The organism is Bacillus sp. VA13, assembly GCF_055710085.1.
The window spans coordinates 390020-413074 of the sequence record NZ_JBVQPP010000003.1; the positions used below are offsets into that span (position 1 = coordinate 390020).

Sequence of the window (23055 nt, forward strand, 5' to 3'; positions counted from 1 at the left end):
TCCTTTTTTCTACAGTATAACGCAAATCCAGCCTTTCTTCACACCATTGTGCTTTATAAGTGCGTATCAAACCATTCAATCGTTTTTAACACAGCTGTCCGCGGGACTTTATGGTCAGCGTGTTCATCTCCGATAAATTGGAGGCGTTCCGGCTGTTCGCTGTAATAGGATTTGATCGTGTCATAAAATTTCCGGGTCGGCGCGTAAGGCACGACTTTATCTTTTGCGCCGTGCCAAAATAATAGCGGGCGCTGGCGCAGTTTTTCCGGCTGAAGGCTGAGATCCCGCAATTCGAGACGCTTCATCAACTCCTCTACCTTTTCTTCCGGCACGTCAATATCAATGCCCTGAGATTGAATATGGTCAATCTGCTGCTGAAACAGTTCAACGTAATTCGGACTTCCCATCAGGCTGACGCCGACTTTTATCCAATCATAAGCAGTCAACGCGCCAAGTGTTGTGATGCCGCCCATTGATGTGCCTGCGAGGCCGATGCGGCCGCTGTCTATCAGGCCCTCTTTTTCAAAATGGGTTTTGAGTACGCCGATCTCTTCAATCTCGTTGAGGACGATGTCCCAAAAATGGCCGGCCAGCTCTTCAACAGCCATTTCTTCTCCCCGTTCACCATGGTGCAGAGCCTCCGGCAGAACGGCTCTAAAGCCCTTCTCCGCAAGCAGATAAGCAATATGAAGGTTATGTTCCTTCGCGCTTGTAAAACCATGTATAAAGATGACGAGAGGAACAGCGCGGTGCCTGTTCTCTTCCTTTACAATATGTAAAAACGGAATACCGGAAACGGTTTGATTTTCAATTTGAATCACAATGTGCCCCTCCTTAGGATAACCATAATCATAAGTGTAACATGTAGACAATAAAGATGGTAAAAAGCTACACTGTAAGTAAGGCAAAACAAGCAAATTCTAAGGTTAAAGGAGCTTTTCATGGAGACAAAACCCTATTTAATCGCTTTAGATTTAGATGGAACCTTATTAAAGGATGACAAAACCATATCAGAAAACACTCTTCGGACGATACAGCGCCTAAAAGATGACGGGCATTATGTCTGCATCTCAACGGGCCGGCCGTACCGCTCGAGTTCTATGTATTACCAGCAGATGAAACTGACAACGCCGATTGTCAATTTTAACGGAGCGTTTGTCCATCATCCGCAGGACGACAGCTGGGGACGGTATCACACCTCGCTGCCGCTTGATGTTGTCAAACAGCTAGTGGAGATCAGCGAGAGTTATAACGTACATAATGTGCTTGCTGAAGTCATTGACGACGTGTACTTTCATTACCATGATGAGCACCTGATTGATGCCTTTAACATGAACACAACGAATGTGACGGTCGGAGACTTGCGGGAAACTCTCGATGAGGATGTTACATCCGTGCTCATTCACGCAAAAGAAGAAGATGTACCGGCCATACGCTCCTATTTATCGGATGTGCATGCCGAGGTGATCGATCATAGAAGATGGGCCGCGCCGTGGCATGTCATTGAAATTATTAAAAGCGGCATGAATAAAGCGGTCGGCCTGCAGAAAATCAGCGATTATTACGGTGTGCCGAGGGAGCGGATCATTGCTTTCGGAGATGAGGATAACGATTTGGAAATGCTTGAATTCGCAGGCTGCGGCGTTGCGATGGGAAATGGAATCGACGAGGTCAAGCAGATTGCCAACCAGACAACGGCTACAAATGAAGAGGACGGCGTGGCAAGATTTTTAAAAGAATATTTCTCACTTTAAAGACCACCCGTATTAATTTTTCCCACTCATAAACGTTACTTCGCCCCACCATACTATTGAAGACGACTCATCTCGTCAAAGTATGGAAGGGGGCAGTCTCAAAATGGGTAAACGAAGCAAATCCAGAAGGTTTATTCAGCAGGGTAAAGACTCCATCGGGCTACACGCCGCAAGATTTCCATATCGGTCTACATTAGAAGAAGCTCACCAGCATGCCGCGGCACGAGACTCGGCCGAAAGACAGGTTGAATATTAAATGAGAAACGAACTGTTTCAGCAGGCAAAATCATTTGTTCAACAGGCTGTTATGGTGACAAACGGCTTTGAGGAAGGCGATCAGGAGCAAGCGATTCTGAGAGCCAAAAATGCCGTATCTTCTGCGTATGCCAACTCGACAGATGCGGAACGTCGCCAGCTCCATCAATTTCAGGATCAGCTGGACAAACTGCAATAAAAAAAGGCTATGGCGATTCGCCATAGCCTCTTATTTGACTTCAAATTGCTGAACAGCCTGAATCTGCTTGAGATTTTCCGCTCTGCCCTTAAATGTTACCTTTACCTCGTAAGTTCCCGGCTCAGGGACTTCCTTCCACACATCAGAGAAATCATATGTTTCTCCAGGTTCCAATGTCAGGTTTTGAAAAGCCTGCGTAAACATTTTGTCTTTCGAATAACGGTATCTTTCTTTGTTGTCAGAATCATACACGACAAGTTCAAATTTTTGTCCTGTGCTGAATTGAAACTCGACAGCACGTTCGCTTTGGTTCTTCAGCGACATGTTAAACTTGATTTGTTCAGGCTCCTGAATTGCGTCAACAGATAAAACAACCTCTTGATTCTCCATTCCGCCTGATACCTCCTTATCGGGTTCTGTCTGCTCATCTTTCCCGCAGCCTATCAAAAGCAGCACGGGAAGGAGCATCACAAGCAGCCGTTTCACGACTTCCACCTGCTTTCGTCAGTCTTTTCTAAAGAAACCAAAAATCCCGGTCGTTTGAACAATGTTCGTAAATGCTTTCGGATCAACTTCTTTGACGATCTTCTCTAAATCGTACAATTCGTACCTTGTGATGACGATAATCATCATTTCTTTCTGTTCGTTCGTAAAGGCTCCTTTGGCCGGAACAGTTGTGATGCCGCGCACCATTTTCCCGTAAATGGCTTCTTTGATTTCGTCCGCTTTTTTCGTCACGATCATTGCCGTGAGCTTCATATGGCGGGTGTGAATGGCGTCGATCACCCTCGTTGTCACATACAGTGTAACGAGGGTATATAATGCTTTCTCCCAACCTTGCAATAATCCTGCCGTCAAAATGATAATCCCGTTCAGAATGAAGAAATACGTGCCGACGGGTTTATCCTTCCACTTTGCAAGCACCATGGCGACGATATCGAGACCGCCTGTTGAAGCGCCGTATTTTAATGTTAAACCGATACCGACTGCGGAAATGACGCCGCCGAACACTGCGTTCAGCAAAATGTCATGTGACAGGCTTGTTTCCGGCAGGATCCCCATAAACAGAGTAGTGAGTGCGACACTTAAAATGCTGTACACCGTAAACGATTTGCCGACCTTCAGCCACCCTAAAATACCGACCGGAATGTTTAAGAGGAACAAGAGCGTTCCCGTCGATATGTAAAAGGGGGCATATTGAACAATGACGCTTGATAAAAGCTGGGCGACACCCGTAAATCCGCTGGCATATACATCTGCCGGTATCAAAAATAAGTTCAGCCCGGCCGCATTGAGTAAAGCGCCGATGATGACGATGAGTAATTTTTTTGTTTGATCTAGTACCATGGCATGTTCCTCCGCTCTTTCTTCTTATTATGTTTTCCCTTAAAACAAATATTTGAACACGATTTTGGCAAATTAATATGATATAGTTGGCTTAACTCTTATGATAACGAGCGATAACGGAAAGAAGGGAAGCAATATGACAGTTCATCTCATCGCTGACAGCGCCGCTGATTTGCCTCGTTCTTATTTTGAAGAAAACGGCATTGGCTTTATTCCGCTCAGAGTCTCTCTCAGCGATAAAGAATTCGAAGATGCAGTCACGATTGATGCGGATCAAATATTTGAAGCGATGCAAAATGGAGAAACGCCTAAGACGTCCCAAGCCTCACCGCAAACGATTAAAAATGTGTTTTTGCAATATGCCGAAACAGGTGATCCCGCTCTTTACATTGCCTTTTCCTCAGGCCTCTCCGGCACGTATCAGACAGCTGTGATGATGGCCAATGAAGTGAAGGAGGAATTCCCCGATTTCGATTTACGGGTCATTGATTCCAAATGTGCTTCATTAGGATACGGCCTGGCTGTCCGGCATGCTGTCGATCTCTGTATCAACGGGAATACAATACAAGAAATTGAAACGTCTGTAAAGAACTTTTGCGAACAGCTTGAGCACATTTTTACCGTTGATGACCTCACATATCTTGCAAGAGGCGGCCGCATCTCCAAAACATCCGCTTTTGTCGGCGGCCTGCTGAATATTAAGCCGCTGCTTCAGATGGAGGACGGCAAGCTTGTGCCTCTGGAAAAAATTCGCGGACAGAAAAAACTTTTCAAACGGATCATCGAACTGATGAAAGAACGCGGTGGTGATTGGGGCAATCAAACCGTGGGGATCAGCTACGCTGCGAACGAAGAAAAAGCCATTGACATGAAAAATTTGATTGAAGATACGTTCAAGCCGAAAGAGATCATCATGCATTCAATCGGTTCTACAATCGGCTCACACGCCGGTCCCGGCACATTGGCGATTTTCTTTTTGAAAAAGTGAGCAAACAAAAACCTCCAGATATTTGATATATGCTGGAGGTTTTATATTAATTTTTTATTTACATAAATGATGACTCCAGCTCCATATGCCAAAATCATTGGCGGAATCAACTGATCTTGTCCCTGAAATGAAATAAAACCGTTTAAAAGAATAAATATCCCTGAATTCAGAAAAAAGTATCCCGCAATACTAGCCAGGCGGTCTTTGTCACGTATCCGAGACTCACGGAAACCGGACAATATCCATGTTTGCTTTTTTATTCCTGCCATATAAGCAATCCAAAAGAAAAGCATCGCAATCAAGATCAATAAAAAATCGATGCGAATTTCCACGAACTCTCCCCCTGTCTTTTAACTGACAAAACACTCTGTCTCCCCTAATGATACGTAACAAAATTTTATTTGTGAAGTTCTTATATAAAAAATAGAAGGCCTGTGCGGCCTTCTATTTTTTCTCGTATGTCCATCCGTCTTCCTGATACACTTTTCCGTTTTTCATCAAATGGCCGAGCGCACGTTTAAAGGCGGCTTTGCTCATATTAAAACGTTCTCTGATATCGTCAGGCTGGCTTTTGTCGCCATACGGCATAGCGCCGTTTCTTGTTCTCATATACGTCAGAATGTACTCGGCATCTACAGACAATGCATCCTGTTTTCTCGGAAGCAGCGACATGTTGACTGAACCGTCTTCTTTTACTTGAATCACCCGTCCCGTGATTCTTGAGCCGAGTCTTGGCTCCTCTTTTCTTTCTGACGGATGGATAAAACCGCGGATACCGTCGTCTGTGATGATGAATGAACCCGTTGCGATTAATCTGTACACCGTACCTGTCAGCTCTTTATTCATCAGATCTTCTGAAGCGTCGGTAAACAGTTCGCTGATGATATCTTCAGGCGCTGGTTTCGCAAACATGCGCCCCCGGTTCGTCACTTTCAGCATACAGTAGAGCTTATCCCCTTTTTGCGGCCAGACATCCTCGTATGGCGGCAAATGCTCAGTTGCAACAAGCGCATCCTTAGATAAGCCGACATCAACGAAAACGCCCATATCTTCCACTTTATCCACCACTTCGACCCAGCCGTACTCATCAGCGCTGATGACCGGAATTTTCATCGTGGCCGCAAGTCTTTCCTGCTGGTCCACGTATATAAAGACCTCTACCTCATCTCTGTCTTCGATATCCTCAGTTATTTCACTGTTATGTAAGAGAATCGTATCTTCTCCGTCGGTTAAAAAGTAACCGAAGTCAGTTTGGTGATCTATACTCAAGGTTAATTGCTGCCCTGGTCTCATGCTATCGTCCTTCCTGTTCCGCTTATTTTTCTGCGGATTCTGTTAACATTTTTTCCAATCATCACAAATTGATTCTTTGTTCTGTTGGAAGTTTCTCTTTATTCTACTATAATCAACACATAAGTTAAATGTTATGGAGGTTTTCATATGGCAAAAGAAAGTTCATTTGATATTGTATCAAAGGTGGAATTGCCCGAAGTGCAAAATGCGATTCAAATCGCACTGAAAGAAATCAGCACACGCTATGACTTTAAAGGAAGCAAAAGCGACATTTCTTTAGATAAAGAGGAGCTTGTCCTCGTTTCTGATGACGAATTTAAATTAAGCCAGCTGAAAGATGTACTGGTCAGTAAATTAATTAAACGAAACGTGCCGACAAAAAACATTGATTACGGCAAGGTTGAAAGCGCGTCAGGCGGAACGGTGCGCCAGCGTGCAAAACTTGTTCAAGGCATTGACAAGGACAACGCCAAAAAAATCAATACCATCATCAAAAACTCCGGACTGAAAATAAAGTCTCAAGTGCAGGATGATCAAGTGCGCGTCACCGGAAAAAACAAGGATGACCTGCAGCAGATTATCACAGCAGTGCGGGGCGCGGATCTGCCAATTGACGTTCAATTTATAAATTTCAGATAAATTTTCTGAATCCTATTGATTATTGTCTTTATTTTCGGTAAATTTGGAGAAAGGGAAAATGCCAGGCATCTTTAGGGCACTTCCTGAACACGAAAATTTTATATCCGTTCTTATCAAGAGAAGCAGAGGGACTGGCCCGACGAAGCTTCAGCAACCGGTGTAATGGCGATCAGCCATGACCAAGGTGCTAAATCCAGCAAGCTCGAACAGCTTGGAAGATAAGAAGAGACAAAATCACTGACAAAGTCTTCTTCTTAAGAGGACTTTTTTTATTTCTCTTTTTTCCTTGCTGAATGTGAATAAAGGAGGCAAACAATGGGACTTTTAGAAGATTTGCAAAAACAGGTGTTAATTGGCGACGGCGCCATGGGGACGCTCCTCTACTCCTATGGCATTGACAGGTGCTTTGAGGAGCTCAACATTTCAAAGCCGGAGGAAATTCAGCGCATACATAAAGCGTACGTTGAGGCTGGAGCCAACATCATTCAAACAAATACGTACGGGGCCAATTATATTAAATTATCCAGACACGGGCTTGAGGATGACATCAAAAAAATGAATCAGGAGGCGGTAAAAATCGCGCGGGCTTCAGCAGGCGATGCGTACGTGCTGGGGACGATGGGCGGCATCCGTACCTTTAATAAAAACGCGTACAGCCTTGACGAAATCAAACGCAGCTTTCGCGAGCAGCTGTACCTGCTGCTGCATGAAGAGCCAGATGGCTTGCTGTTAGAAACGTATTATGATTTGGAAGAAGCCCGTGAAGTGCTAAAAATCGCGCGCAAAGAGACTGGCCTTCCGATTATGCTGAATGTCTCCATGCATGAGCAAGGCGTACTGCAGGACGGAACACTGCTTTCTGAAGCATTGCGATCGATCGCGGATCTCGGAGCTGATATCGTCGGCATTAACTGCCGGCTCGGCCCTTATCACATGATTGAAGCGCTTAGCGAAGTGCCGATTTTTGATGACGTGTTCTTATCAGTTTATCCGAACAGCAGTCTTCCCTCGCTTGAAGAAGGCCGGCTCGTCTATGAAACAGACGACACGTATTTTCAAAACAGCGCGTCAGAATTCCGCAAGCAAGGCGCGCGGATTATCGGCGGCTGCTGCGGCACCACGCCGAATCACATCCAGGCGATGGCAGAAGCGGTTGGCGGGCTTGCTCCGATTACAGAAAAAGAAGTCAAAACCCGGGCGAAGGAATTCATTTCTGTTCAGCATGAGCGGACAGAGCCCGGCCTGAATGAGATCGCAGCGGAAAAACGCTCCATTATCGTAGAGCTGGACCCGCCGAAAAAATTGAGTTTCGACAAATTTCTGTCTGCTGCTGCTGAATTAAAAGAAGCGGGAATCGACGCCCTGACCCTCGCTGACAATTCCCTGGCTACTCCGCGGATCAGCAATGTTGCCTGCGGCGCCCTTGTGAAGCAACAGCTCGATATGCGCTCTCTTGTCCATATTACATGCCGTGACCGAAATATTATCGGCTTGCAGTCACATTTAATGGGTCTGGATACGTTAGGGCTGAATGACGTGCTGGCCATTACGGGCGATCCTTCTAAAATCGGGGATTTTCCGGGTGCGACGTCTGTGTATGATTTAACATCCTTTGATTTAATCAGGCTGATCAAACAATTCAACGAAGGACTGTCCCTGTCTGGAAAACCGCTTGGCAAGAAAACGAATTTCTCAGTCGCCGCCGCATTTAATCCTAATGTCCGCCATCTGGATAAAGCGGTAAAACGGCTGGAGAAAAAAATAGATTGCGGCGCCGATTATTTCGTTTCACAGCCTGTCTATTCCGAGCAGCAGCTTGTCGATATCCATAACGAAACAAAGCATCTGAAGACACCGATCTATATCGGCATTATGCCACTCACAAGCAGCCGAAATGCTGAATTCATCCACAATGAAATTCCGGGCATTAAGCTATCTGACTCTATTCGCGAAAAAATGGCCCTCGCCGGCGAGGATAAAGAGAAACAAAAAGCGGAAGGCCTTGCGATTGCACGCTCCCTGTTGGATACGGCATGCGAGCTGTTTAACGGCATCTACTTGATTACGCCTTTTCTCAGATCTGACTTAACCGCCGAGCTCACTTCGTACATTCAGCAAAAAGATGAGCAGCGTCAAAATATCTATTTGCATTAATACCTAGAAGACTGTCTGAGCCAATCGGGCGGTCTTTTTCAACGTTATTCATGTTACGATAAAGAAAATCAGTTTATGAGGAGGAACATCATGCTCGAAGTTAAAACCATTTCTGCGGAAGATACATACGACATCAGGCACCGCATCCTGCGTCCCCATCAATCCATCGAACAATGCAAATATGAACAGGATCATGCGGAAGGCGCCTTTCATCTCGGTGTGTTTTATGAAGGAACCCTGATCAGCATCGCTTCTTTTTCCCCTCAAAATCAGCCATTATTAACGGAATCCCCTGCATATCGGCTGAGAGGCATGGCGACGCTTGAAGGATATCGTGATCAAAAAGCCGGAAGCACGCTGATCAAATATGCGGAACAAAAACTGGCAGACAGAGGCGTACAGGCGGTCTGGTGCAATGCAAGACAACATGTCAAAGGCTACTACGCAAAGCTTGGCTGGGAGGAACTTGGCGAACCGTTTGAGATTCCCGGCATTGGCACTCATATTGTCATGTACAAAACATTCGGAACAAGCAGGTGACCCGTATGAAGGTAATGGATGAGCTGATTGAGCTTCATGAAGAACATACCTCCGGACTATTGCGGCTTTGCAGGCAAGCCGGGTGGCCGGATTATGGCGAACAAGAGCTGGCACTGCTTGTCCAACAGGGGCGTTTTTTCGGTTATCAAAATGTCCGGGGAGACATTATTTCCTGCATCGGCTTGTTTTTGTTTGGCCGTCTTGCCTCTATCGGACTCGTCATCGTAGACAAGGAATACAAACGGCTCGGTCTCGGGCGGCGGATGGTAAACGCGTGTATCAGTAAAACGGATGAAAGCACCGCCATCAGGCTTTGCGCCACAAAAGAAGGTTTGCCGCTATATGAGAAAGCGGGTTTTCAAACAGCGGGTTCAGTCCGAAAGTACAGCTGCCACAGTTTTCAACCGATTGAAAAGCAAGATCATCTTGATGCTAAACTGACAGCCTTTAGAAAACAAGACTTTCAAGAATTTGCCACGGCCGATCTGGCAGCCTTTGGCGGAGATCGATCAAATCTTCTGCAGCAGCTTATTTCCACCTCAGAGGAATGCGTCATCGCCAGAAACAATGAGGGACAGCTGATTGGCTACGGCCTATCTGTACAGACACCTGCCAATTTGAAATTCGGCCCCATCATTGCCCCATCATCAGACGTGGCTGCACAACTCATCAACAGGCTGGCCGCCGGCAAACAAGGTCCGATGCGCATCGATATACCGGGTGAACACACATCTTTACATGACAGGCTGATAGAAATGGGGTTTCAAGCGGACGAAGAGCCACCGCTTATGCTTTACCAGATAAAGATGCTTCCTGACCAAAATGGACACTTATATGCGTTGATTTCACAGGCGCTCGGTTAACCCTCCTTTTTCCCGAACAGGTATTTTCTGTTCGGTTTTTTGCTGTCTGAACGTTGAATAAACGAAGCCAGCAGGGACATTCTAAGCAGAAGAAAAGGAGTGTGCTCTGAGATGGAATCATCAAAACAAAATAACGGAATGACGATTGTTGCAATCGGTTCAATCCCTTTAATATTAACACTTGGAAACTCGATGCTTATCCCGATTTTGCCAAAAATGAAATCTGAACTTCATTTATCACAATTTCAAGTCAGTCTCGTGATCACAGTATTTTCCTTGATTGCGGCGTTTGCCATTCCGATTGTCGGTTATCTCGCTGACAGATTCTCAAGGAAAATCATCATTATCCCTTGCTTATTCTTGTATGGTGCCGGCGGCTTATTAGCCGGGTTTGCGGCAGGTTTTTTTGACAATGCATACCCTTGGGTCATGGCAGGACGGGCGCTTCAGGGAATCGGGGCAGCCGGGACCGGCCCGATTGCCATGGCGCTGACGGGAGATCTGTTTAAAGGCGCCCAGGAAAGCAAGGTGCTCGGCCTCGTTGAAGCTTCAAACGGCATGGGGAAAGTGCTTTCGCCGATCATCGGCTCGCTTATCGCCCTGCTTGTCTGGTATGGCGCGTTTTTTGCCTTCCCGGTATTTTGTATCATTTCGATCGTGCTGACTTGGATTTTTATTAAAGAAAAGAAAAAGGAAAAAGAACCGCCCCCGATCGGAAAATATGCGAAAGGGCTGTTAAGTGTTTTTAAACATGAAGGCAGATGGCTGTTTACCGCTTATTTAGCCGGGGCGACCTGCCTGTTTACTTTATTCGGCATCCTGTTTTATCTATCAGATGTCTTGGAAAAAACATACGATACCGACGGCGTCAAAAAAGGCTTGATTTTGGCGATCCCGCTTTTGGTCATGTGTGTGACGTCTTATACAACCGGGAGCAAAATTGGCCAAAAGCAATCGTTAATGAAAAAGCTGATCGTACTCGGATTGGCGTTCATGACCGTGTCTTACGCGGCACTGTCATTCATTGAGAACCTTGTCCTTTTTATCAGTGTTCTCGTGCTGAGCAGTATCGGTTCAGGCCTTGTTCTTCCTTGTGTGAACAGCTTTATAACCGGAGCTGTCGGGAAAGAAAGACGTGGATTTGTGACTTCGCTCTACGGATCGGTTCGTTTCTTAGGGGTTGCCATCGGGCCTCCGATTTTCGGCCGCCTGATGGAATGGTCCAGACCCGGCATGTTTTTGAGCATTGCGGGATTGACGCTTGTTGTCGGCATTCTCGTGATTTTGCTGATCCATGTGAATCAAAACAAAGAAGAAACAAAAGAAAAAGAAGATCCTAAAATGGCAGGCAATCGGCTTCAGCCAGCTGAGGAAAGGTAGCATCCAATTTGAAAATCGAACGGGTTGAGACTTTTCCGCTTTTGCATCGATTAGAAGAGCCGTACGGCGACGCAAACGGGTTTAAACAATATCGAACTTGCTATCTCATCAGAATTGTCACAGAAAGCGGGATTGACGGCTGGGGAGAATGCGTTGATTGGCTCCCGGCTTTGCATATCGGTTTTACCAAACGGATCATTCCCTATCTTTTAGGAAAACAGGCCAGCAGCCGCCTGCCATTAGTGCGCACGATTCAAAAATGGCATCAGCGGGCGGCCTCCGCCGTGAGCATGGCGCTGACAGAAATTGCGGCCAAAGCTTTTGATTGTTCGGTTTGCGAACTATGGGGCGGGCGGTACAGAGAAGAGATCCCTGTATATGCCTCATTCCAATCGTATTCAGACCTGCCGCAATGGATCAGCCGTTCGGTTTCCAACGTTGAAGACAAGTTAAAAAAGGGCTTTAAGCAAATCAAAGTCAAAATCGGCGGGACTTCATTCGAGGAAGATGTCCGGCACATCAGTGCGCTGCAGCATACGGCCGGCAGCTCCATTGCGTTGATTCTGGACGCAAACCAAAGCTACGATGCAGCAACAGCTATGAAATGGGAACGCTATTTCTCAACATGGACGAATATCGGCTGGTTCGAGGAGCCTTTGCCCTTTGATCAGCCGCAGGATTACGCTTTGCTGCGCAGCCGTTTATCTGTTCCTGTTGCCGGTGGAGAAAATATGAAAAGCGCGGCGAAATTTGCCTCCCTCCTTTCACAGCGCTGCTTGGATATCATTCAGCCCGATGTTATGCATGTCAACGGGATCGATGAGTTTCGGGACTGCCTCCAACTCGCGCGTTATTTCGGCGTCCGAGCGTCCGCCCATGCATATGACGGATCGCTTTCACGTCTCTATGCTTTATTTTCGCAAGCCTGTCTGCCTCCATGGTCTAAAATGGAGAAAGATCAAATTGAACCGATTGAGTGGGACGTCATGAAGAATCCTTTTACAGATCTCGTCAGCCTTCAGCCTTCAAAAGGAATGGTCCACATCCCGAAAGGAAAAGGCATTGGAACAGAGATCAATATGGAGATCATTCATCGCTACAAGTGGGATGGTTCAGCATATTAAGCTGAGCCATTTCTTTATTTGCAGACATAAATGATGGACAGCCTCATAAAATGGAAACAGCGGACAAGTCTTTTCATAAAGGAGCAAATGACTTAATGGCTGAACTGCTGATGAAAGCAAAACTCACTTTTATGATTGTCGTAGGCGGCGTATTACAGGGACTCGGCATGTCCTTGTTTTTATTTCCACATGATATTCCGACAGGCGGGGCAGCAGGTATTGCGGTGCTGCTGCATTATCTGTTTCAAATTCCACATGGCTTTTCAGTGTGGGCAGTGAATGTTTCGATGCTTTTTACTGCTTTAAAATGGCTGGAGATGAGAACATTCACCGGCACCCTTGCTTCGATCACCGTCACCTCTGTCTCGGTATTAATATTTGATGTCGTTTTTCCGGATATCACATCAAACCTGTGGCTTGATTTGGCAAGCGGCGCTGTTTTATTGGGACTCGGCATCGGACTTTTATACAAATACAAAATTTCGAACGGAGGATTCGGGGCTCTTGCTCTGATGATTTCCATCTACCGCGGCGGGAATCCTGGAACGATCCTGCTCATCATGAATTGCATCATTTTTATGGTTACTGCGTCTATTATTGCCTGGGGCATCGTCATTCAAGCCCTGATATGCCAAGTCATATCGACAAGAGTCATCGACTTCATCTATAACATCCGTCTGACTTCACTTCCCTATCTCACGCCTATGTACCGCCATAAAAAATAATAGGCAGAGGCTCTCTTCATAGCGAGAGCCCCGCAGCCGCTGTTTTACAAATAAAAGGTATCGGATCTTAGCCCTAAGCGCAGTGTCTCTAATGCGATGGCATCATGAAAGGGGATATTGGCCAGATTCACATTCGGCCCAATCTTTTGAATAAACCCTTGCTGGAGCGTTTTGTTCGGCGCTTCAAAAATCAGCCTGGTGATATCAATATTTGAGGAAATGATGTCATCAACAATTTGAAACCGGACATCGCCGCTGCTGGAACAGATCCCTCCTGTCCCGCTTTCCCTGGCCTCCGTAATCACTTTTTCCGCGCCCGCTTCCATATCCTCAACGATATACTCAAGCCATTCCTCAGAGCTTTGCCGGCTTGATAATTCCGCATCCTTGCTGCCCACCTCGCTGAGCACAAGAAATTCATCAGAAAAATCGGCAATGTAAGCCGCTTTCTCTTTATTCGTCATCGGGAGCGTACCGTTTGAAATCTCAATATATTCACAGCCGAAGTAGGTGCAGTACCGATGAAATTCATTCACTTTTTTCTGGCTTACATATTTCTCAAACAATGTGCCGCCAAAGAAGAATTTAATGTCATGCTCTTTCAGCGAGCTGATTTTTCCCTCAAGATCTTTTGTAAGTAATGATGTGCCCCAGCCGAATTTCACAAAATCAATATAGTCGGACGCCCCGGCTATTACATCTTTGAAAAATTGCAAGGGGTAGCCGTTATCAATTAAAATGGTCTGCCCGGTTTCTCTCGGCTTGCTTGTTCTCACTGGCAATTCTAGTGAAAAATCATTCATATTATGACCCTCTCTATCGTTGGAACTTCTCTTTCTTGTTTCACTTTCATCACGAAATCGCCTGTCAGTTCTTTTGTACAGTATGATATGTCTTCCGGATCAAACAATGGCTGGCTGCGGTCAAAAAATTTCTCTGCAACAGAAGAGCGTTTTATTCTTTCAATTACCTCCGCAGCCGTAACCGCATTTGTCCCTGCAATGATGCCTTTGATATACTCCGCACACGCCATGTCGTCATCACCTGACGGGTGGGAAGCCACAATGTTCATGACACAATCCTTTACGGCGAGTGTTTTCACATGCTCTGCCGTTGTTTTGGCGTTGGAAAATCCAGTTACGAACAGGTGCTTAGCGTTCAGCGCCCCTAACGCCGCTGTGACGCCGTTTGTTGTTTTCTGGATCAAGCGCTTATCCGCCATATCCTGCATCGCCATGCGTTTTGGAGAATTATCTAAATCAAATCCGCTGATACCGACCCCCTTTTCCTCTCCCGTCAATACGTAATCCGGATAAGTGTCTTTCAGCGCAAAGGCTTCCTCAGCTGTTCCGACCAATAAAATCTCTTTCGCTCCGCCGATAAACGCATAATGGGCGACCGTAAAGGCTCTGATGACATCAATGACGATGTTAATATCCGCCGGGGCAAGCGAATGATGATGCCCCTGATAAATGGTAATCGGCATAATACCTCTCCTTGGGCATAAAACCATTTTGCTTAAAAGCATATTCAGCCGGCCTCTTAATGGTTCCGTTCCCCATTTTAGGCGGTGCCCCACCTAAAAACCCTGAACCTTTATGCAAAAAATGAATAGTCTGCCTATAACTCGATCAATAGATAAGAAACAGACAGATGCAACGGGGGGAAAACGTTGAACAAACAAATCATCACATATGACACATGGAACGACACGCTGTCCAAACAGATAACGGATCAATTGATCGATGAGCTCGATGTGTTGAAATGGGCTTACCGAATATACGGGGAAAAGATTGTGTACGCGTGCAGCTTTGGCGCAGAAGGGATGGTGCTTCTTGACCTCATATCAAAAATCAACAACAACGCGCACATCATCTTTTTGGATACAGGGCTGCATTTTCAGGAAACATATGAGCTGATCGAGACCGTCAAAGAGCGATATCCGGGATTGACAATCCAGCTGCTCGAACCCGAGCTGAGCTTAAAAGAACAGGAGACGCAATACGGCGGAGAGCTGTGGAAGCATAACCCGAATCTATGCTGCCAATTGCGGAAAATCGAGCCGCTTAAAAAACACCTGTCCGGCATGACAGCTTGGATTTCGGGACTGCGCCGGGAGCAATCGCCTACGAGAAAGCATATTCAATACGTGAATCTGGATCAGAAGTTTAAGCTCATTAAAATTTGCCCGCTCATCCACTGGACATGGGATGACGTTTGGACGTACATCCGCCTACACAATTTGCCTTATAACAAACTGCACGATCAACATTACCCGAGCATAGGCTGTGAAATGTGTACATTGCCTTCCTCGGACCCGAACGATGAGAGGGCTGGAAGATGGGCCGGACGGGAGAAAACAGAATGCGGTCTGCATCAAGAATAATGTCCGGCATGCTCATGCTATGCGCATGAAATGATGTTGAGGCGCTGCTTTGAAGTTTTCAACCAGCGCAGAAAAGAAAAACAAAGGAAACGTAAAAATGGAGGTTGAACACGTTGAATGGAAGCGAGCCCCATGGAGGGGTGTTAATCAACCGCTGCGATCCCGCATGCCATTTTGAAGGGTGCACGTGCGAAGCGGAGCTGGATCAGCTTGCACTGAGCGACCTGGAGCTTATCGCGATCGGCGGCTACAGCCCGTTAACTGGTTTTTTGGGAGAAAAAGATTATCATACTGTTGTGAAAGAAATGAGGCTGGCAAACGGCTTGCCTTGGAGCCTGCCGATCACGCTGCCTGTCGGAGAAGAAACAGCAAACAAACTGTCTGCCGGAGATCGCGTCAAGCTTGTGAAAGACGGCATCACCTACGGCATGATCACAGTTACTGATATATACCAGCCTGATAAAACACAAGAAGCACTGTCTGTTTTTAAAACAAACGACCCTGCCCACCCAGGCGTGAAAAAAATGCTGGCGCGTCCGGATTACTATATCGGAGGGCCTATCACGGTCAGCCGCCTTCCCGACAAATCCTTCGAACAGTTTTACGCAGCGCCCGCAGAAACAAGAGCAGCCTTTAAAAAGCTCGGCTGGAAAACGATTGTCGGTTTTCAAACCAGGAATCCTGTTCACAGAGCACATGAATATATTCAAAAAACAGCGTTAGAAACGGTCGACGGTCTGCTGCTTCACCCGCTTGTCGGAGAAACGAAGTCCGACGATATCCCGAGTGATATCAGAATGGAGAGCTACCAGGTTTTGCTTGAACACTATTATCCAAAGGATCGTGTCATGTTGTCGGTCTTCCCTGCTGCCATGCGGTATGCAGGTCCGCGGGAAGCGATTTTCCATGCGCTCGTCCGCAAAAATTACGGCTGCACCCATTTCATTGTAGGCCGTGATCACGCGGGTGTCGGCAGCTATTACGGAACGTACGACGCGCAAAATATTTTTCAATCATTCACAGAGGAGGAACTGGGCATCAAACCGCTGTTTTTCGAGCACAGCTTTTACTGCCGGAAATGCGGAAACATGGGCACCTCGAAAACATGTCCGCACAGCCAAAGAGACCACATCCACTTATCCGGCACAAAGGTGAGAGAGCTTCTCCGCCAAGGCAAAAAACCGCCTAAAGAATTCAGCCGGCCTGAGGTCGCAAACGTTCTGATCAAGGGTCTTCAGCAACAGCCTGTTGCCATCCAGCATAACAGCGGGGGATTGGGATGACACACAACCCAAACATCATTTGGCACCCCACTGCAATCACAAAGTCTGACAGACAGTCGTTAAACGGACACAAAAGCTGCGCCCTCTGGTTTACCGGGCTGTCCGGCTCAGGAAAATCGGTGCTGGCCAATGCCGTTGACGAAAAGCTTTACCGCATGGGGATTCAGAGTTATGTGCTCGACGGCGATAATATCCGTCACGGCTTAAACAAAGATCTTGGTTTTCAGACTGAAGACAGGATTGAAAACATCCGCCGAATCGGAGAAGTGGCGAAGCTGTTTGTCGACAGCGGGCAAATGATTTTAACGGCTTTTATTTCTCCATTCAGAGAGGACCGGGATATGGTCAGAGCGCTCTTTCCTGAAGAGGAATTCTTCGAAATTTATGTGAAGTGTCCGCTGCATGTCTGTGAACAGCGCGATCCGAAAGGACTTTATAAAAAAGCGCGAAACGGGGAAATCAAACATTTCACCGGGATCGATTCTCCGTATGAAGCGCCGCTTTCACCTGATTTCATCATTGAATCAGACCGGATATCTATTTCCGACGGGGCTGATTTGATCATTACAAAACTGCAAAGCAAAGGAATCATATAAAAAACCCGATCAATATCGGGTTTTTTTTATAATTTGGCAAACTGCGCAATCAAACTGTTGATCTTCTCTTTTTCTTCATAAAAGGCTCCGTGCCCGCTATTTACAAACGGAACCAATTCCGACTGTTTGATGCCGCGCTTCAATTCTTTCGCAAAATCAAACGGCGCAATTTTATCCTTTCTCCCGTGCAGGATCAGCGCAGGAACCTTGATTAAGGCAAGATCCTTTCTGAGATCCTCGTCTCTTAATGCAAAGCCTGAGTGGATCGTCCCGTAGGAGGAAGCCTCCAGCATCAGATTGAGAAACCACTGCCTGAACTCTGGAGACACTTTTTTCTCAAAAAACTGTTTTCCTAAATCAGCCAGTGTTTTTGGCCGATCCGTTTCGAATTGTTCAATCATATCGTCAATATCCTGCTTCCTCATCCCGTACGGATAACCCGGGCGTTTTGTGAATGCGGGTGCCGCTGCAGACAATAAAATCAGCTTACCAATATCTGCTCCGTCATGCCTTGCCAAATAACGGATGGCAATTGCGCCGCCCATCGAAAAACCGGCAAGAACCGCGTTCTCAAGCTGCAGCGTATAAATGACTGCCTTCACATCATCGGCCATTGTATCATAATCGTACCCTTCCCACGGGCGATCAGATTGCCCATATCCCCGTAAATCAATGCCGATAAAACGAAATCCTCTTTTCGGAAGCTCATTCATTTGATATTCAAACATCTTATGATTCAACGGCCACCCGTGCAAAAAGATGATCGGCCTACCATGCCCGATATCCTCTACAAACAGTGTCACATGCTCCTCGGTTTTGACGTAATGCCCCATTCCGCATTCCTCCTGTTCCCTTTTCTTTCCCGGCCTGTAAACGCCTTGACGCACAGGAAGCTTTCCATTTATGCTTACAAAACGAGCGGGCTGCTATACCAAGAAAAGGCTCTTCACGATTTACTATATGTATCAACTTCCATAACGATTTATTAAATTGATCCCGGAGGCCTCTGGTTTTTCGGGCAGCAAAGGATGTCATCTCATGAATAAAGTAGTGATTCAAAAACCGCACATACCGGAAAACCTGCAAACCGCAGATTTTCATGAAACCGTGACACAGGATGATGTGGTCAGCATGCATTTGTTTGCAGATTGTACAATCTGCGGCGAAGATATAGAAAGACTTTGTGTGGAAAACACGATATTCAGAAATGTCGTGTTTATCGATGTGTCTTTCCGGCATATTGAACTAACCGATGTGATCTTTGAAAAATGTGATTTGTCAAACGCCGATTTCAGCGGGGCTGTCATTCACAGAACTTCCGTTAAGCAATCAAAAATGGTTGGAATGAATGTGGCAGAATCAACGCTGCGGAATGTCTCATTCGAGGAGTGCCACGGACATTTCAGTTCATTTTCGTACTCAAATATGAAACAAGTTCGTTTTGATCACTGTGCTCTTATGCAAAGTGAGTGCAGCAATATGGCGCTTCAGCAGACACACTTTGACGGGTGCGAACTGGAAGGCGCCAGCTTTACCGGAACGTCCCTTCAAAACATGGACATCAGCACCTGCCGTTTTGAACAGCTTCATGTCTCCCTCGACAAATTGAAAGGCTGCAAAATCGCGCCTGAGCATGCGATTGCTTTCGCCAGAGCGCTGGGAGCTGTCATTGTGTAACAAACGTTAGGACATCAGGCGGCGGGCTGTATCGGCTGCCGCTTTAATGCCTGTTTCCAAATCCGCAAGAGATGCATAGGAATATGACAGCCTGATGCTGTTTCGGTCTTCGCCGTCATAAATGGAACCGGGATTCACCAGCACCTGCTGTTTCAGCAATTCATGAAAAAAACGGCTGATAGGCAAGGCTTTGTGAAATGTCACCCAAATATAAAAGCCGCCGGCAGGAATCTGCCACGTCGCGATGTCTCCGGCATACCGCTTGAGAAAATGAACTGCCGTGTCTCTTCTTTGTTTTAGTGCCCTTCGTATCCATGTCAGATGCTCTTCATAATACCCCTGTGACAGCCATTCGGCAGCCGCCCACTGGGACAGGCCGCTCGATCCGTAGTCTGTCTGCATTTTAATGTCCGCCAGCCTTTCAATGACCGGCTCCGGTCCGGCAAGCCAGCCGATTCGAAGACCGGGGCTAACCGTTTTTGAAAAAGTGCCCAGATACAGAATATTGCCCTCATGGTCCATTGCTTTTAAAGGCTGCGGCGGTTTTTCTTCAAACCATAAATCACCGTACGCATCATCCTCAATGATTGGCAGCTGCTCTTTTTTTGACAGGCCGGTGAGCTCTTTCCTTCGCTGCTCTGACATGACAGTGCCTGTCGGATTATGAAACGACGGAATGGTGTAAAGCAGCTGTCCTCCGTATTGTTTTCGATAAGAAGAAACAAGCCCCGCCTTGATTCCTTCTTCATCCATCGGCAAGCCGCGAAGCCGCATCCCCGCTGATTGAAACACATGCAAAGATTGAAGGTAGGAGGGCTTTTCCGTCAAAATAACAGAACCTCGTTTTAAAAGCCCGATCGAGATGAGCTGAAGTGCCTGAAGTGCGCCAGACACAATTAAAATCGATGACGGTGATACATGGATCTGCTTGCCTTTTAAATGGTCCGCCACCGCCTCCCGCAGCTTAGGATTTCCTTTCGGCTGCTCGTATCCTAAAGACAGGGCGTGCGGATTGATCTGCTGAAACATCCGGCGCATTGTGTCAACTGGGAGCAGATCCGGTGAAAGTTCTCCTGTGCCTAATCTGATGATATCCGCTCTTGGTTCGTTTTGATTAATATCCTGAATGATAGAAGAATTAGGGTGATGAATGCCTGAACGGACATAATCGCTCCAATCGAGCGGAGGCTCAGCCGCCAGCACGCTCCACGTACTGTTTACAACCTTCGTGCCACCTCCTCTTCTCCCCTCTAACAGGCCTTGAGACGTGAGTTCATCAATGGCTGTTGTCACGGTGCTGCGGTTGACTTGAAACATGTCGGCCAGCGTTCTCTGTGAAGGGATTTTCGTCCCCACAGCCCACTCCCCGTGAAGAATTTTGTCCTTCATGTATTGTTCAATCTGCCGATGCAGCGGAATATCCGAATCTCGGCTTGGCTGCCATTGCGACATAGTCGTGCCCCCTTTTTTCACATTATACATTTGGCTGGTTCTAAACCCAACCAAATGGCCGGAGACATGATAGAAAATCTCTCTTATGATTAAAAAAACAGATGTGAAGGGAGTTTTTTCAGCATGAATGCAATCATTCACGGAGTTGTGCTTGCTTTTGGCTTAATTTTGCCGCTGGGAGCGCAGAATGTGTTTATTTTTCAGCAAGGAGCGTGGCAAAGGCATATTTGGCGGGCACTCCCAGCCATCATCAGCGCTTCTGTCTGCGATACTCTGTTAATTGTTTTAGCTGTTGCAGGCGTATCTGTCATCGTGCAGCAGCTGCCTGTGTTTGAGACAGTCATGATGGCCGGCGGATTTTTGTTTCTCCTCTATATGGGCTGGGTGACTTGGAACAGCCGTCCGAAAGCAAATCAAAATGAGAAAAATACGTTCACAGCTAAAAAGCAAGCTGCGTTTGCGGCCGCCGTTTCTCTTTTAAACCCACACGCTATTCTCGACACGATCGGCGTCATCGGCACGAGCTCCCTCCAATATTCTGGGCTTGAGAAATGGCTCTTTATGGCTGCCTGCATCGCTGTTTCTTGGATTTGGTTTATCAGTCTTGCGATAGCGGGCCGGCTGTTTCAGACGATAGATACGAGCGGCAGGCTTATGCTGATCGTAAACAAATACTCTGCAGTTGTGATGTGGGCAGCAGCAGGGTATTTCGGGGTGTCGCTTTTCAGCAATTGAAGGAATAACGATTGAAACAGCGAATGTCTTAGAAAAGGAGGCAATGCTGATGACTGATGCAAAACAGTTTTATGACTACCATTCCTGGGCGAACAAGCGAATATGTAACCATATCGAAAACCTGCCCGAGGAAACTGCTTATCAAGAAGTAAAGAGCGTATTTCCTTCTATCAGCGACGTGCTGCTTCATATGTGCAGGGCTGACTACATTTGGCTGAACGTTCTTTCGGGAGTGGCCTACCAAGAGATTATAGTCGGCGCAGGCAAATTTGAGTCCGTGCATGGTAATATGGAAGCGATAAAACAGCACTCTTCCGAGTTGGAGTCACAGTATCATGAATTCTTCAGCCGCCAGACGGACTTAGAACAGACCGTATCAATGCAGCATCCGAAACTCGGGACACTGGAAACAACTTATGCAGACATCATCCTGCATGTCGTCAATCACGGCACTTATCACAGAGGGAACGTGACCGCAATGCTGAGGCAGCTTGGCCATACAGGTGTACCTACTGATTATGTGTACTATTTATATGAAAAGAGAGAAAGCAAGGGCTGAACTGTCCTTGCTTTTTTGATAGGAACGAGTTGCGGGAGTGCGGAAGCCGCAGGCGTATCATGATAACGTTTACAAACTAGTGTGCGCACCCTTCACATCCAGCTGTACGGACCTGCCGCTTCGATACGAATTGGTCGCGACGATGCCGACTTCTAAATTGATCGTCGCATCGATATCTGTCACGATCGGTGTTGTTCCATTCCGGACACACTCAACAAAATGCTGCATCTCTAAGCAGTAGGCTTCATGAAAACGAGTTTGAAAGTCTGGGATAATATCATAGCTGCTCCCTTTCGCTGTCAGGATGGTCACATGTTGATTTCTCAAAGTCCCTATGAAAATACTGCCTTCAGTCCCGATAACTTCCGCCCGGATGTCATGTCCGTATGGAGAGGTTCTGCTTGCCTCGACATCCCCCGCAGCACCGGAGTCAAATTCTAAATACGTCAGCGCCTGATCCACATCGCCATACTGCTCCATAAACGGGTTGTTCAGGATCCTGCCGTGTCCCGAAACAGAAGTAATCTCCGCTCCTAGCAAATAACGGGCCATATCATAGTCATGGATAGAGCAGTCAATAAAAATCCCTCCGCTGTGTTTGATAAACTCTGCGGGAGGCGCTCCCTGGTCGCGCGTAAAGCCTTTATAGTAGATGGGTTTGCCGATTTCCCCAGCGTCGATCCGCCGTTTGGCATCTGCGTATGCGGGATCGAATCGTCTCATAAAGCCGACTTGGCAAATGACTCCCGTCTCTTTCACTTTTTCAGAAACTGCCTTTGATTCCTCAAGGCTTAATGTCAGCGGTTTTTCAACGAAGATCTGCTTGCCGTTCTCCGCTGCTTTGATGATCATATCACCATGTGTGCTTGTCGGCGTTACGATAATGACAGCGTCAATGCCGGGATCTTCTAACATCTCATACGGGTCCTCTGACCATTTTTCGATACCAAATTCTCTGGCAACCTGCTCCGCTCTCCCTTTCAACGGATCACCGACACTGACCAGTTTTGCCCCCGGAACATTGGAGACGAGATTTTTCGCATGATAATAACCGAGCCTTCCTAATCCTAATACTGCGCACCTTACTTGATGTTTCACGTCCCATC

General features: G+C 46.7%; 25 protein-coding genes, 2 pseudogenes and 1 riboswitch. Of the genes and pseudogenes, 17 read left to right on the forward strand and 10 right to left on the reverse strand.

The genetic code is table 11. From position 1 onward, the window contains the following. Positions 1 to 53: 53 nt before the first annotated feature. Positions 54 to 821, reverse strand: coding sequence for a prolyl oligopeptidase family serine peptidase (locus AC0C66_RS13965; protein WP_088679506.1), 768 nt, complete (start codon positions 819 to 821; stop codon positions 54 to 56). 120 nt (positions 822 to 941) lie between these two features. On the opposite strand from AC0C66_RS13965, the gene yitU reads away from it, so the two are divergent. The 3 genes from yitU (at position 942) to AC0C66_RS13980 (ending at position 2208) form a co-directional block, all read left to right on the forward strand. Beyond that, on the forward strand, positions 942 to 1754 hold the full coding sequence (gene yitU / locus AC0C66_RS13970) for a 5-amino-6-(5-phospho-D-ribitylamino)uracil phosphatase YitU (protein ID WP_461845701.1): 813 nt from the start codon (positions 942 to 944) through the stop codon (positions 1752 to 1754). Positions 1755 to 1857: 103 nt separating this feature from the next. After that, entirely contained in the window at positions 1858 to 2010 is a 153-nt protein-coding gene (locus tag AC0C66_RS13975) for a hypothetical protein (protein WP_003239346.1), read from the forward strand. Next, positions 2011 to 2208 carry a DUF3813 domain-containing protein gene (locus AC0C66_RS13980; RefSeq protein WP_003239348.1) on the forward strand — a complete coding sequence of 66 codons (198 nt, stop codon included), beginning with the start codon at positions 2011 to 2013 and terminating at the stop codon, positions 2206 to 2208. A 30-nt stretch (positions 2209 to 2238) separates the two neighbouring features. Here AC0C66_RS13980 and AC0C66_RS13985 read toward each other — a convergent pair whose 3' ends face one another. Further along, positions 2239 to 2694 carry a BsuPI-related putative proteinase inhibitor gene (locus tag AC0C66_RS13985; RefSeq protein WP_061188345.1) on the reverse strand — a complete coding sequence of 152 codons (456 nt, stop codon included), beginning with the start codon at positions 2692 to 2694 and terminating at the stop codon, positions 2239 to 2241. An 18-nt stretch (positions 2695 to 2712) separates the two neighbouring features. Further along, positions 2713 to 3555: a YitT family protein gene (locus AC0C66_RS13990; protein WP_041520917.1), complete on the reverse strand. Its 843-nt coding sequence runs from the start codon at positions 3553 to 3555 to the stop codon at positions 2713 to 2715. Between the two features lie 136 nt (positions 3556 to 3691). On the opposite strand from AC0C66_RS13990, the gene AC0C66_RS13995 reads away from it, so the two are divergent. Continuing rightward, complete coding sequence (locus AC0C66_RS13995; RefSeq protein ID WP_242734498.1) at positions 3692 to 4543, forward strand: DegV family protein; 852 nt, start codon at positions 3692 to 3694, stop codon at positions 4541 to 4543. 41 nt (positions 4544 to 4584) lie between these two features. On the opposite strand, the gene AC0C66_RS14000 is transcribed toward AC0C66_RS13995, so the two are convergent. Together AC0C66_RS14000 and AC0C66_RS14005 are read right to left on the reverse strand one after the other, a co-directional pair. Further along, positions 4585 to 4875, reverse strand: coding sequence for a DUF3784 domain-containing protein (locus tag AC0C66_RS14000; RefSeq protein ID WP_014113340.1), 291 nt, complete (start codon positions 4873 to 4875; stop codon positions 4585 to 4587). Between the two features lie 112 nt (positions 4876 to 4987). Then, positions 4988 to 5885, reverse strand: a pseudogene (locus tag AC0C66_RS14005) (CvfB family protein). Between the two features lie 98 nt (positions 5886 to 5983). Here AC0C66_RS14005 and AC0C66_RS14010 point away from each other — a divergent pair. From AC0C66_RS14010 to AC0C66_RS14040, 7 genes are all read left to right on the forward strand, one after another. Then, positions 5984 to 6475, forward strand: a complete 492-nt coding sequence (locus tag AC0C66_RS14010; RefSeq protein WP_014113338.1) for a YajQ family cyclic di-GMP-binding protein — start codon at positions 5984 to 5986, stop codon at positions 6473 to 6475. A 107-nt stretch (positions 6476 to 6582) separates the two neighbouring features. Further along, a riboswitch (SAM riboswitch) is annotated at positions 6583 to 6700 on the forward strand. Positions 6701 to 6790: 90 nt separating this feature from the next. After that, entirely contained in the window at positions 6791 to 8629 is a 1839-nt protein-coding gene (locus tag AC0C66_RS14015) for a bifunctional homocysteine S-methyltransferase/methylenetetrahydrofolate reductase (RefSeq protein ID WP_461845700.1), read from the forward strand. A gap of 90 nt (positions 8630 to 8719) precedes the next feature. Continuing rightward, positions 8720 to 9169, forward strand: a complete 450-nt coding sequence (locus AC0C66_RS14020) for a GNAT family N-acetyltransferase (protein ID WP_014113337.1) — start codon at positions 8720 to 8722, stop codon at positions 9167 to 9169. A gap of 5 nt (positions 9170 to 9174) precedes the next feature. Beyond that, entirely contained in the window at positions 9175 to 10032 is an 858-nt protein-coding gene (locus tag AC0C66_RS14025) for a GNAT family N-acetyltransferase (RefSeq protein ID WP_090558645.1), read from the forward strand. A gap of 111 nt (positions 10033 to 10143) precedes the next feature. After that, complete coding sequence (locus AC0C66_RS14030) at positions 10144 to 11412, forward strand: MFS transporter (protein ID WP_014113335.1); 1269 nt, start codon at positions 10144 to 10146, stop codon at positions 11410 to 11412. 8 nt (positions 11413 to 11420) lie between these two features. Further along, positions 11421 to 12536, forward strand: coding sequence for a mandelate racemase/muconate lactonizing enzyme family protein (locus tag AC0C66_RS14035; protein WP_072183101.1), 1116 nt, complete (start codon positions 11421 to 11423; stop codon positions 12534 to 12536). Positions 12537 to 12631: 95 nt separating this feature from the next. Continuing rightward, positions 12632 to 13261, forward strand: a complete 630-nt coding sequence (locus AC0C66_RS14040; protein WP_003224494.1) for a YitT family protein — start codon at positions 12632 to 12634, stop codon at positions 13259 to 13261. Between the two features lie 44 nt (positions 13262 to 13305). Here the strand turns inward: AC0C66_RS14040 and AC0C66_RS14045 are convergent, their stop codons facing one another. Continuing rightward, positions 13306 to 14064, reverse strand: a complete 759-nt coding sequence (locus tag AC0C66_RS14045; RefSeq protein ID WP_072183102.1) for a phosphosulfolactate synthase — start codon at positions 14062 to 14064, stop codon at positions 13306 to 13308. After that, on the reverse strand, positions 14061 to 14747 hold the full coding sequence (locus AC0C66_RS14050; protein WP_072183103.1) for a 2-phosphosulfolactate phosphatase: 687 nt from the start codon (positions 14745 to 14747) through the stop codon (positions 14061 to 14063). The genes AC0C66_RS14045 and AC0C66_RS14050 overlap by 4 nt, the downstream gene beginning before the upstream one ends. A 186-nt stretch (positions 14748 to 14933) precedes the next feature. Here AC0C66_RS14050 and AC0C66_RS14055 point away from each other — a divergent pair, with 186 nt between their 5' ends. The 3 genes from AC0C66_RS14055 (at position 14934) to cysC (ending at position 17526) form a co-directional block, all read left to right on the forward strand. Then, positions 14934 to 15647 (forward strand): phosphoadenylyl-sulfate reductase, encoded by a 714-nt coding sequence (locus AC0C66_RS14055; protein ID WP_088679507.1) that lies wholly within the window; start codon positions 14934 to 14936, stop codon positions 15645 to 15647. A 113-nt stretch (positions 15648 to 15760) separates the two neighbouring features. Continuing rightward, on the forward strand, positions 15761 to 16930 hold the full coding sequence (gene sat / locus AC0C66_RS14060) for a sulfate adenylyltransferase (protein ID WP_014113330.1): 1170 nt from the start codon (positions 15761 to 15763) through the stop codon (positions 16928 to 16930). Then, positions 16927 to 17526, forward strand: coding sequence for an adenylyl-sulfate kinase (gene cysC, locus AC0C66_RS14065; protein ID WP_072183104.1), 600 nt, complete (start codon positions 16927 to 16929; stop codon positions 17524 to 17526). Before sat ends, cysC begins: the two co-directional genes overlap by 4 nt. A 26-nt stretch (positions 17527 to 17552) precedes the next feature. Here cysC and AC0C66_RS14070 read toward each other — a convergent pair whose 3' ends face one another. Next, on the reverse strand, positions 17553 to 18359 hold the full coding sequence (locus tag AC0C66_RS14070) for an alpha/beta fold hydrolase (RefSeq protein ID WP_014113328.1): 807 nt from the start codon (positions 18357 to 18359) through the stop codon (positions 17553 to 17555). Between the two features lie 205 nt (positions 18360 to 18564). Here AC0C66_RS14070 and AC0C66_RS14075 point away from each other — a divergent pair, with 205 nt between their 5' ends. After that, the gene (locus AC0C66_RS14075; RefSeq protein ID WP_114150721.1) at positions 18565 to 19203 is read left to right on the forward strand and encodes a pentapeptide repeat-containing protein; all 639 of its coding nucleotides are present in this window, start codon (positions 18565 to 18567) and stop codon (positions 19201 to 19203) included. 6 nt (positions 19204 to 19209) lie between these two features. On the opposite strand, the gene pdxR is transcribed toward AC0C66_RS14075, so the two are convergent. Continuing rightward, a complete protein-coding gene (gene pdxR / locus AC0C66_RS14080; RefSeq protein WP_461845699.1) occupies positions 19210 to 20685 on the reverse strand; it encodes a MocR-like pyridoxine biosynthesis transcription factor PdxR in 1476 nt (491 codons plus the stop codon). 55 nt (positions 20686 to 20740) lie between these two features. Here pdxR and AC0C66_RS14085 point away from each other — a divergent pair. Together AC0C66_RS14085 and AC0C66_RS14090 are read left to right on the forward strand one after the other, a co-directional pair. Continuing rightward, a pseudogene (locus AC0C66_RS14085) lies at positions 20741 to 21390 on the forward strand (LysE family transporter). 49 nt (positions 21391 to 21439) lie between these two features. After that, entirely contained in the window at positions 21440 to 21949 is a 510-nt protein-coding gene (locus AC0C66_RS14090; protein WP_072566070.1) for a DinB family protein, read from the forward strand. 69 nt (positions 21950 to 22018) lie between these two features. On the opposite strand, the gene iolX is transcribed toward AC0C66_RS14090, so the two are convergent. After that, positions 22019 to 23047, reverse strand: a complete 1029-nt coding sequence (iolX, locus tag AC0C66_RS14095) for a scyllo-inositol 2-dehydrogenase (RefSeq protein WP_461845698.1) — start codon at positions 23045 to 23047, stop codon at positions 22019 to 22021. Between the last annotated feature and the right edge of the window lie 8 nt (positions 23048 to 23055).